The organism is Microvirga tunisiensis, assembly GCF_009296175.1.
GTDB classification, from domain to species: Bacteria; Pseudomonadota; Alphaproteobacteria; order Rhizobiales; family Beijerinckiaceae; genus Microvirga; species Microvirga tunisiensis.
Map to the genome: position 1 here is coordinate 1 of NZ_VOSK01000229.1, position 10,352 is coordinate 10,352.

Sequence of the window (10,352 nt, forward strand, 5' to 3'; positions counted from 1 at the left end):
CAGTATGCCGCGGCGCTTCAGACGGCTGATGACAGTCAGGCGACAGCCCTCGAATGCGTGCCGCTCCCGAGTGATGGTTATGGACGTTGGAAGATCTTCGGAATGGGTAGTCTGTGGCTGCTTCCTTCGAATGCAATTGCTCCCATTGCAGCCGGAAGGGCCATCTGCTCACCTTCGTGCCGCGCGTTGCCCTGACCGTGATTCAGGGCGAGGAGCATCTCTCCACCTATACCTTCAACACGCACACCATCCGGCATCGCTTCTGTGCCACCTGCGGCTGCGCGCCCTTCGGCGAGGGTCGGAAGCCCACGGGAGACGCGATGGCGGCGATCAACATTCGCTGCCTCGAGGACGTCGATCTGTCCCAAATCAAGGTCATTCCGGTGGATGGGCGGAGTTTCTGAAGCCGGCCCGGAACCGCTTATGGCCAGCCGAATCTGACCCAAGGACTATTGAAACGAAATAAAATATCACTTATAATAACCTTTCTCGCTGGGGCGGGCAGCTTTTCTTGGTCAGAACAGAAGGGGTGGTGGCGGTGGAAGACCGGCGCTGCATTTCCGAAGGCTCAGGATGCCAGACAGTTTGAGCGTTGCGGAGGATAACGTCGTTCGTGACTTGCGCGGCACCCAGGCTGCAGCCAAGGGCTTTGATGCGCCCGACGCTTCAAGCGCACAGCTTCTCTCCGTCCTCCGGCAAGTCCCTGGTTTCTTTTGCTTTCTGCGTTGCCCTGATGATGTCGTTGCGCTGACGAACGATGCCTTTCGGCAATTGACCGGGGGTAGGGCTATCACCGATCTGGCCCTGGACGAGACGCCGCTGGCCCGTTGGCCGGGCTTTCAAGAGCGTCTCGATCAGGCTCGCTCCGGCACTGCGCCGTCCGGGCCTCTTCGGGTGGCCATCCATTCTCAAGCGGACCCCAAGAGCACGGTCGAGGAGCAGTTCGTCGAATTTTCCTTCCAGCCTGTCTGGGGCGGGAGCAGGACACTTCTCGGAGTCGCCGTTCATGGCAGTGACGTGACCGAGCACGTCCGGCGCGAGCAGGAATTGAACGCCAGCAACGAGCAGGCGGAGGCGATCCTCGAAGTTCTTGGCGATGGCTTCGTCGCCTTCGATGAGGAATTCCGGGTCATCAAGCTCAACCCTGCCGCTCTCAGATATGACGGGCGTCGGGCCGATGAGATCATCGGCAAGATCCAATGGGAGGCGTGGCCCACCTCGGCGGGCTCTGCCTTGGAGGTCGCTTATCGAAAGTGCCTTGCAGAACAGGTGCAGGTCTCACTCGAGCGCCGCTATCTCGGCTTTGGAAAAGACCGGTGGCTGGAACTGCGGGCCTGCCCGGTTCCGGGAGGTATCGTCAGCTTCTATCGGGATATTACCGAGCGGAAGGCCTCGGAGGAGGCGTTGCGCGCCAGCGAGGAGCGGTTCAGGGCTCTTGTCGAGGCCGTTCCCCATCAAGTGTGGGAAGCCGGATCCGACGGATCGGTCGAGTGGTCCAACGGGCGCCTTCCGGAATACCTGGGCACCACGCTCGATGATCTCGGAAACGGTGCATGGGAGCGCATCGTCCACCCGGACGATTATCCGGTTGTGCTTCAGGCCTGGCGGCAGGCTCTGCAGGATGGAACGGTCTTCGAAAGCGAGATCCGGCTCAGTCGAGCGCGCGACAGGACCTACCGCTGGTTCCTGTCGAAAGCCGTTCCCGTTCGCGATCCCGCCGAGAGCGTCATCCGGTGGATCGGCACGAACACCGATATCATGATCGGAAGATGGCCGCGGAGGAACTGGCCCATCTGAACGCCAGACTGGAGAAACGTGTCGAGGAGAGCACGCGGGACCGGGATCAGCTCTGGCATCTCTCGACAGACCTCATGCTCGTTGCCGACTTCGAGGGAACGATCCTAACGGCAAATCCAGCTTGGAGCCGCATGCTCGAGTGGAAGAACGGCGATCTCATTCGAGCATCCGTCCTCGATTTCGTTCATCCAGAGGATCAGGAAGATGCTCATCTGGCCGTCAGGCGGCTTTCCCGCGAGCTGACCACGTGCAGCATCCAAAGCAGGCTTCGCCACCGGGACGGGTCTTATCGCTGGATCGCCTGGACGGCCGTGTCTGATGAGCGTTTCATCCATGCGATCGGCCGCGACATCACCGCCGAGGAGGAGGCGTCTCAGGCCCTGAAACAGGCCGAGGAAGCGCTGCGGCAATCGCAGAAGATGGAGGCCGTAGGACAGCTGACCGGTGGAATCGCTCACGATTTCAACAATCTGCTGACCGGCGTGATCGGTAGCCTGGATCTCATCCAGACCCGCGTCGCGCAGGGACGAACAGGCGATATCGGACGCTATATCGACGCTGCCATGTCCTCGGCGAACCGGGCTGCTGCGCTCACGCATCGCCTTCTTGCCTTCTCCAGCCGCCAGCCGCTCGATCCGAAGCCTGTCGATGCGAATGCCCTCGTGGCGTCGATGGAAGAGCTGTTCCGGCGCACGGCGCGCGAGACGATCCGAGTCGAGCTGCGGGCCGGCCAAGATCTCTGGCTGCCTCTCTGCGATCCCAACCAGCTGGAAAACGCACTGCTCAATCTCGTCATCAACGCCCGCGACGCCATGCCCGATGGAGGGGCCATCGCGATCGAGACGGCGAATGTCGAGCTGGATCACGCCTATGCCGCCACGCAGCAGGACGTGAAGCCCGGTCAATATGTTGCGCTGTCAGTGTCCGATACAGGTTCCGGCATGTCCGACGATGTGCTCGCGAGAGTCTTCGAACCCTTTTTCACCACGAAGCCCATCGGGCAGGGCACAGGGCTCGGTCTCTCCATGGTCTACGGATTCGTCAGGCAGTCCGGCGGCCATGTCCGGATCACGTCGGGAATAGGCCAAGGCACGACCGTCAAGATCTTCCTTCCTCGGTATCTTGGAGACGCCGTGCCTCGGGACCTGTCTGCCACGAATGCGTTGGCAACGCGCCCCAAGGCTCACGAGACCGTGCTCGTGGTCGAGGATGAGCGCGTCGTGCGCGATCTCATCGTGGAAATGCTCGAGGAGCAGGGCTATCGCGTTCTTCAGGCCGAGGACGGGCCGAAGGGTCTCGCGATTCTGCAAACCGGACAATCGATCGATCTTCTCCTGACCGATGTGGGGCTACCCGGCCTGAACGGGCGGCAACTTGCCGATGCCTTCCGCGCGCAACGGCCGGATCAGAAGGTGCTCTTCATGACCGGCTATGTGGAGAGCAATCTTCTCTCGGCTGGATTCTTGGGGCCGGGCATGGAAGTCATCGCCAAACCATTTCCCCTTGAAACTCTCGAGGCCAAGATCGAGGCCATCATTCACGGTCCTTAGAGTCTGCTCGGAGACGGGACCCAGGAGCGCGCCGGCCTTGCACGAGCAAACTGACGCTGACAAGGCCGGCCATCCGATCATGTGAAGTGCCGCATTTTCCCAATTGAAATCACCGGGACCAGCCCGGTGATGACGTGGGCGGGAATGGCGGCCGGATTCAGACTGCAGCTGCCCCGGACCGGCGCAGGCCGATGATCTGAAATTCCGCATACATCAGCACCACGAGTGCCTGCGCGATCACGAAGGCATAGCCTGCGCTCGTTGGCGACACCCAGCCGCTCACCAGAAGCATCAGGCTGTCGACGGCCCAGAGGGCGTTGCCGAGCACCACGGCCCATGCGATCGGCTTCTGGATCTGCTCCCGCAGACCGAGCCAGCCGATGAAGGCCGCGTAGGGCAGGAGAACCAGGCCCGCGATGCGCAGGAGCATTTCCGGCAAGCCGAAGATCCCGCTCAAGGGCCCTGCACCGATCAGCATCATGAGGCCGAAGGCAGCGCTGGTGGTGGCATCGGCCACGAGAGCCTGGCGAAGAAGCGGGGAGGATTGGATCGTCATCATGGCTGTCTCCTTGTGGTTGGTCGGTTGAGAGCCTCAACCTGGATTCAAGGATTCCGCAGGCCGTGAGCGCAGTCGATTACCTCCGAGGTCATGGAAGATCGGCCGGCATCACGCTATGGTCCGCCCATGAAATCCGCGAGCACCCAACCCGTGAACACCGACCGACATGTGGGCGATTTCCTGCGCGAATGGCGCCAGCGCCGGCGCCTCAGCCAAATGGATCTCGCTCTCGAGGCCGAGATCTCCACCCGGCATTTGAGTTTTCTCGAAACCGGCCGCTCGCAGCCGAGCCGCGAGATGGTGCTGCTCTTGGCGGAGAAGCTCGACATGCCCTTACGCGAGCGCAACATCATGCTGGTTTCGGCGGGCTTCGCGCCAGTCTACTCGCAGCGCTCCCTCGACGATCCGGCCCTCGCGAGCATGCGTCAGGCCGTGGATCTCGTGCTGAAAGGGCACGATCCTTATCCCGCGCTCGCCGTCGACCGGCACTGGTCGCTCGTGTCCGCGAATGATGCCCTCGTATCGCTGATCGGCGACGTCGATCCGGCGCTGATGAAGCCGCCCGTCAACGTGCTGCGCCTGAGCATCCATCCCGCAGGCCTTGCCCGGCGTATCGTGAATTTCACCGAGTGGCGCAACCATCTCGTCCACCGTCTGCACCGTCAGGTCGATGCGACGGGCGATGCGGTTCTGGCCGCTCTGATCGAGGAACTGCGCTCCTACCCGACGCCCGATGCGGCCGCGCGGGCACCCAAGTCGAACCATGATTATGCCGGCATCGTCGTGCCGCTCCAGATCATGACGGGGGAGGGTATGCTCACCCTGTTCAGCACGACGACGATCTTCGGCACGCCGGTCGACGTGACCTTGTCGGAACTCGCCATCGAGGCCTTCTTCCCGGCCGATTCCGGGACGGGCCTCGCGTTGGGGCGTTTCGCCGAGAAGCGTCAGGCTGCCGCAGCGGCAAGTAGATGAGGGAAGCCCAGTCTTAACCACCCATCAACCTTAACCCGCGATAACTTTACGACATCGGAGCCCTCCTGCTGGATGCTCCGGATTGTTCGAGTTTTTTGCAGGGTGTAGCGCGTGCGTCTTCCGTATCGTCGATCTCGGGTGAAATGGATCTGCGCCACGACGGCTCCCTGGGCGCTGGCGACCGGCCTCCTGATCTCGTTCACGGCCTCGGCCAGCAACGACCTGCATTCCGGGGTGAGCTTCGCGCCGCGCAGCGCGACCGCCCGTCTCGTCGACACCGCGCTCGTCCCGCCCACAGGTGCCTCCATCATCGATGGAAAGCTTGGAATCGAGCGCGACATCCTCCGCTCCATGCCGCGCTACGATCTGCCCGATGAAGCGGCCGATTCCGCGCCCCTCAAGGCCGACCGGAAGGCCGATGTGAGCGCCGATGCCGTCATCGACCGCTCGCTGAAAGGCAACCCGCTGGTGGCGCCCCATGCCACCCTGTCCCGCCGCGCCAGGCAGTTGCGTCCGACCCTCGATCAGGCCGGCAGCGCGCGGCTGCTCTACAGCCGCGACGAGCGGCTCCTGCCGCCGACCGTCCTCATGGAGGGCCAGCTCGAAGCGACGGAGACGGAGCAGGTCTTCGAGCCCTGGCAGGCACCCGAATACACCACGACCCGCCAGGCCACCTCCGTGCAATCGCCGGCCGCCGCCGCAGCAGGCTCCACCGGAGCCTCCGCGAGCCCGACGACCCCCATGGTGAGGCGTGCCGTCACCCTGTCCTCGGCGACGCCGGCTCCGGTCGAGGCGACGCCCATCGAGATCGCGGCGGCTCCCGTGTCCCTGCAATCGCCGCGTCTCGACCGAGGCGACAGTGACATGTCGATCCTGCCCAAGAGCGACGACCCGGATCGTCGGCGCTATGCCGACCTGATCGATCCGGACAACCTAGGCAAGGAGCAGCGCTGTCTCGCCGAAGCCGTCTATTTCGAGGCCCGCAGCGAGACCGTGGAGGGGCAGGCGGCAGTCGCCCAAGTGGTGCTCAATCGCGTGAAGAGCGGGCTTTATCCCTCGTCGATCTGCGGCGTGGTCTACCAGAACCGTCACCGCCATCTCGCCTGCCAGTTCACCTTCGCCTGCGAAGGCAAGGCCCTGCGCATCCGCGATACAGAGTCTTGGGAACGCGCCAAGAGCGTCGCGAGTGCCGTGATCGAGGGCAAGACCTACCTCGCCGATGTGGGCGGAGCGACGCATTATCACGCCGACTATGTCCGCCCCTACTGGGCGCGCCGCCTGAAGAAAATGGACGTGATCGGACGGCACATCTTCTACAAATTGAAGCCCGGCCAGACCTGAGAGTAAATCGTCGCACGTGCGCTTCGGCACTTTGAAAAATGCGATAATATAATAGAACGTTCAGGAGCGGCGTTGAAGGCGAGGAAATGGTGGCGAGCATCCGAAGTTCTGTTCCGGGCTCCGGCTATGGCAATGCCTACCTGGATTCCATCGTCTGGGGCGGCACGGCCTGGAACGTCGCGAGGGGATCGATCAAGGTCTGGTTCGGTCAAAGCGGAGATTTCGCGGCAGCCAGCGCCCTTCATGACCCCGGTGATATCCTGACGAGCGGCCCGTCGGCTCAGAAGTGGAGCGACGCCGAGAAGTCCGCCTTCGATTATGCGACCCAGGTTTACGAAAGCGTCTGCGGGCTGAAATTCGAACTCGCCAGTTCCGTCGCACAGGCCGATATCGTCTGGTGGAAGACCGCCTTGGGCGGCACTCTCGGCCTGCACGAACTGCCGGATAACGATCAAATCTGGGGGTATTTCGACCCTGCGGCACCCTCGTGGAGCAGCCTGTATTTCGGCGGCGACGGACTCAACACCGTGCTGCATGAACTGGGCCATGGCATGGGCCTGGCCCATCCGCACGATGGCGGGACACGCGAGGACGCAACGACTTTTCCCGGCGTCGCGGATCCCTTTTCAACCAGGCCGAACGGTTTGAACCAGGGCATCTGGACGATCATGTCCTACAACCCCGGATGGGACCGTGCCGGCTATGACATGACCTACGGAAACCAGGCGGGGCTTGGGGCTTTCGATATCGCCGCGTTGCAGGCTCTCTATGGAAAGAACATGGAATCGGGCCGGGGGAGCGATATCTACGCGTTGCCGACATGGAACTTGAACGTCGATGAGCGGGGATGGTTCTGCCTCTGGGATGCGGGCGGACGGGATACGATCACCGCAGCGCAGGCATCCGCGAGCGTCGTCATCGATCTTCGCGCCGCGACCCTGCTGCAGGGCGACCCCCATGCAGGCGGCTTCGCTTCCTACGAGAAAAGGGTCGCCGGCGGCTACACGATCGCCAACGGCGTGACGATCGAGAACGCCATCGGCGGACGCTTTGACGACAAGCTCCAGGGCAATTCCGCCGCCAACGGCCTGAAGGGCGACGCCGGCGCCGATACGCCGCTCGGGGACGACGGCAACGACATCCTTTTTGGCGGTGCAGGCAACGACAAGCTCCATGGCGGTGCGGGCCGGGACGCCTTCGTGTTCGACACCAAGCCGAGCAAGGCGAGCAATCTCGATCGGATCTACGACTTCGATCCGACCTACGATTCGATCCGCCTCGACAACAAGATCTTCACCGAATTGGGTTCGGGCAGTGCGTCCCGCCCGAAGACGGTCACGGCCGACATGTTCGTCAAGGCTTCGAAGGCGCAGGACCGGGAGGATCGGATCGTCTATGACAGGACGTCCGGTGCGCTCTCCTACGATGCAGACGGCACCGGTGCCGCCGCCCCGGTGAAGATCGCGTCCCTCGGCAAGAACCTGAAGCTCGCTCACCAGGATTTCTTTGTAGTTTAAAAGGAAGTGCCAAGGTCGAGAAGCACGCGCCGTCCTTTCGCTGCCCCGGGATACATCACAAAGCGTCATACCAAAGGCGATAAACTTTCAATGTTGCTGATGCGCGACTTCGGTTAGGCTGCGCATCCTTGTTTCCCCTTGAGGGCCGTGAGCATGTCCGCTTCCTCCGCTCGATCCCGTGTCTCACCCGAACTCATCATTGTGTGCGGCTGCCTGATCGCCCTGATCACCTTCGGCCCGCGGGCATCGTCCGGCCTGTTCCAACTGCCCATGATCACGGAATACGGCTGGGGCCGCGATACTTTCGGCTTCGCCATCGCGATCCAGAATTTGCTCTGGGGTGTTGGACAGCCCTTCGCCGGAGCAGTGGCTGATCGGTTCGGGGCATTCCGGGTTCTCTGCACGGGCGCGCTGCTCTATGCGCTCGGCCTCGTCGTCATGGCCTACGCGACATCGCCGGGCGTTCTGCATATCGGCGCCGGCGTGCTCATCGGCTTCGGTCTCTCCGGCTGCTCGTTCAATCTGGTGCTCGGCGCCTTCGGCAAGCTGCTGCCGGAGAAGTCGCGGCCCATGGCCTTCGGCGCAGGCACGGCGGCGGGCTCCTTCGGCCAGTTCCTGTTCCCGCCCATCGGCAACGTGCTGATCGATTCCTTCGGCTGGCAGCAGGCGCTGCTGGTCTTCGCCGCGAGCGTGCTGCTCGTCATGCCTCTGGCTCTTGCGCTCGCCACGCGGCCGACGGGTGATGCCGCCCAGGCAGGGGCGGCTGCGATCCCGAACCAGTCGATCCGCCAGGCGCTGACGGAGGCGTTCCAGCACCGCTCCTACGTGCTGCTCGTGCTCGGCTTCTTCACCTGCGGCTTCCAGCTCGCCTTCATCACCGTGCACCTGCCGGCCTATCTCAAGGATGCGGGCCTCTCGGCCGCCGTCGGCGGATGGACGCTCGCGGTGATCGGCCTTGCCAATGCGGTCGGGTCGCTCGGCTCGGGCTGGCTCTCCACCCGCATGTCGAAGCGCTGGCTGCTCGCCTGGATCTATCTCGGCCGCTCGGTGGCGATTGCCGCCTTCATCCTTGTCCCGGCGACGCCCATGACTTCGATCCTGTTCGGCATCTCCATCGGTCTGCTCTGGCTCTCCACCGTGCCACCCACATCCTCCCTCGTGATGCTGATGTTCGGCACCCGCTACATGGCCATGCTCTACGGCTTCGCGTTCTTCTCGCACCAGGTCGGCGGCTTCCTCGGCGTGTGGCTCGGCGGATTGCTCTACGAGATCAACGGGAATTACAGCGCGGTCTGGTGGCTGTCGGTTCTGCTGGGCCTCGCCTCCGCTCTGATCAACCTGCCGATCAAGGAGCAGCCCGTCACGCGCGCGCCTGCCTTGCAGCCTGCGGAGTAACCCGGCCTCTGCTGCGAAGGACTAAATCCTTTGCGCTTGCCCTGACCCTCCGCCGCGCCACAAATGGGTGCGAGGAGGAATCGACATGAGCACGTTCAAGGCCGTCGCCATCGACAAGACGGAAGCAGGTCAGACCGTCGGAATCCGCGCGTTCGACGAAGCGGATCTCATGGACGGCGACGTGACTGTGCGCGTTTCGCATTCGACGCTGAACTACAAGGACGGTCTCGCGATCACCGGCAAGGCGCCGGTGGTGCGCCGTTTTCCCATGATCCCCGGAGTCGATCTGGTCGGCACCGTGGAAGCCTCCTCGAACCCTGAGTTCAAGCCCGGCGACGCGGTGGTGCTCAACGGCTGGGGCCTGGGCGAAACCCATCTCGGCGCCTACGCGGAAAAGGTACGGGTCAGGGGCGACTGGCTGATTCCGCTGCCGCAAGGCCTGTCGCCGCTTCAGGCCATGGCCATCGGCACGGCCGGCTACACGGCGATGCTCTGCATGATGGCGTTGGAACGGCATGGGCTGCGTCCCGACCGCGGTCCCGCCATCGTCACGGGCGCCGTCGGCGGTGTCGGCTCGGTCGCCGTGGCGCTCCTCGCCAAGGCCGGATGGCATGTGATCGCCTCGACCGGGCGTCCTGAGGAAGCCGATTACCTGAAGGGACTCGGAGCGGCCGAAATCCTCGACCGCAGCGAATTCTCCGGCCCATCGCGACCGCTCGCCAAGGAGCGCTGGGCGGCAGGCGTCGACACGGTCGGTTCCACGACGCTTGCCAATGTCCTGGCCATGTCGAAATACGGCGGTGCGATCGCGGCTTGCGGACTGGCGGGCGGGATGGATCTTCCCACCACCGTCGCACCGTTCATCTTGCGCAACGTCGCGCTGCTCGGGGTCGATTCGGTGATGGCTCCGAAGTCAGTGCGGATCGAGGCCTGGAATCGGATCGCCCGCGAACTCGATCACGACAAGCTCGCGGCCATGACCTCGACGATCCCGCTCGATCAGGTGCTCGAAGCCGGCAAGCGGATCGTCGAGGGCAAGATCAAGGGCCGCGTCGTGGTGGAGATCGCCTAGAGCGCGTTGACATTCAGGCTTTCGACGGACTCGCAAATCTGATTCAAGCTCCTTTTGGGCGCGGAGGCTTGGGTGAGCGGAGTTCGTCTGATGTTGAAAGATCACCAGTGGGATCGGATGGAGCCGCATTTGCCGGGCAAACGCAT

General features: G+C 63.3%; 9 protein-coding genes. 8 read left to right on the forward strand and 1 reads right to left on the reverse strand.

Translation table 11 applies throughout. From position 1 onward, the window contains the following. The first annotated feature begins 113 nt into the window (after nt 1-113). The 3 genes from FS320_RS31115 to FS320_RS31125 all read left to right on the forward strand — a co-directional run bounded on the left by FS320_RS31115 (nt 114) and on the right by FS320_RS31125 (nt 3,347). Entirely contained in the window at nt 114-404 is a 291-nt protein-coding gene (locus tag FS320_RS31115; RefSeq protein ID WP_162003358.1) for a GFA family protein, read from the forward strand. Nucleotides 405-573: 169 nt separating this feature from the next. After that, a complete protein-coding gene (locus FS320_RS31120; protein WP_152716260.1) occupies nt 574-1,797 on the forward strand; it encodes a PAS domain-containing protein in 1,224 nt (407 codons plus the stop codon). After that, a complete protein-coding gene (locus FS320_RS31125; protein ID WP_152716262.1) occupies nt 1,770-3,347 on the forward strand; it encodes a hybrid sensor histidine kinase/response regulator in 1,578 nt (525 codons plus the stop codon). Before FS320_RS31120 ends, FS320_RS31125 begins: the two co-directional genes overlap by 28 nt. A gap of 157 nt (nt 3,348-3,504) precedes the next feature. Here the strand turns inward: FS320_RS31125 and FS320_RS31130 are convergent, their stop codons facing one another. Then, on the reverse strand, nt 3,505-3,906 hold the full coding sequence (locus FS320_RS31130) for a hypothetical protein (protein WP_152716264.1): 402 nt from the start codon (nt 3,904-3,906) through the stop codon (nt 3,505-3,507). A 126-nt stretch (nt 3,907-4,032) separates the two neighbouring features. Between FS320_RS31130 and FS320_RS31135 the strand changes: the two genes are divergently transcribed. The 5 genes from FS320_RS31135 (at nt 4,033) to acuI (ending at nt 10,206) form a co-directional block, all read left to right on the forward strand. Continuing rightward, complete coding sequence (locus FS320_RS31135; RefSeq protein ID WP_152716266.1) at nt 4,033-4,881, forward strand: helix-turn-helix domain-containing protein; 849 nt, start codon at nt 4,033-4,035, stop codon at nt 4,879-4,881. Between the two features lie 111 nt (nt 4,882-4,992). Beyond that, entirely contained in the window at nt 4,993-6,222 is a 1,230-nt protein-coding gene (locus FS320_RS31140) for a cell wall hydrolase (protein WP_338105559.1), read from the forward strand. An 86-nt stretch (nt 6,223-6,308) separates the two neighbouring features. After that, nucleotides 6,309-7,739: a M10 family metallopeptidase gene (locus FS320_RS31145; protein ID WP_152716268.1), complete on the forward strand. Its 1,431-nt coding sequence runs from the start codon at nt 6,309-6,311 to the stop codon at nt 7,737-7,739. A gap of 153 nt (nt 7,740-7,892) precedes the next feature. Then, complete coding sequence (locus FS320_RS31150) at nt 7,893-9,134, forward strand: MFS transporter (RefSeq protein ID WP_152716270.1); 1,242 nt, start codon at nt 7,893-7,895, stop codon at nt 9,132-9,134. Nucleotides 9,135-9,219: 85 nt separating this feature from the next. Further along, complete coding sequence (acuI, locus tag FS320_RS31155) at nt 9,220-10,206, forward strand: acrylyl-CoA reductase (NADPH) (RefSeq protein ID WP_152716272.1); 987 nt, start codon at nt 9,220-9,222, stop codon at nt 10,204-10,206. Nucleotides 10,207-10,352: the final 146 nt, after the last annotated feature.

Excerpts from the sequence above, each read along its gene's own strand:
- FS320_RS31120 (WP_152716260.1), top strand. The coding sequence starts at position 574 with ATGCCAGACAGTTTGAGCGTTGCGGAGGATAACGTCGTTCGTGACTTG.
- FS320_RS31125 (WP_152716262.1), top strand. The coding sequence starts at position 1,770 with ATGGCCGCGGAGGAACTGGCCCATCTGAACGCCAGACTGGAGAAACGT.
- FS320_RS31130 (WP_152716264.1), bottom strand. The coding sequence starts at position 3,906 with ATGATGACGATCCAATCCTCCCCGCTTCTTCGCCAGGCTCTCGTGGCC.
- FS320_RS31135 (WP_152716266.1), top strand. The coding sequence starts at position 4,033 with ATGAAATCCGCGAGCACCCAACCCGTGAACACCGACCGACATGTGGGC.
- FS320_RS31145 (WP_152716268.1), top strand. The coding sequence starts at position 6,309 with ATGGTGGCGAGCATCCGAAGTTCTGTTCCGGGCTCCGGCTATGGCAAT.
- FS320_RS31150 (WP_152716270.1), top strand. The coding sequence starts at position 7,893 with ATGTCCGCTTCCTCCGCTCGATCCCGTGTCTCACCCGAACTCATCATT.
- acuI (WP_152716272.1), top strand. The coding sequence starts at position 9,220 with ATGAGCACGTTCAAGGCCGTCGCCATCGACAAGACGGAAGCAGGTCAG.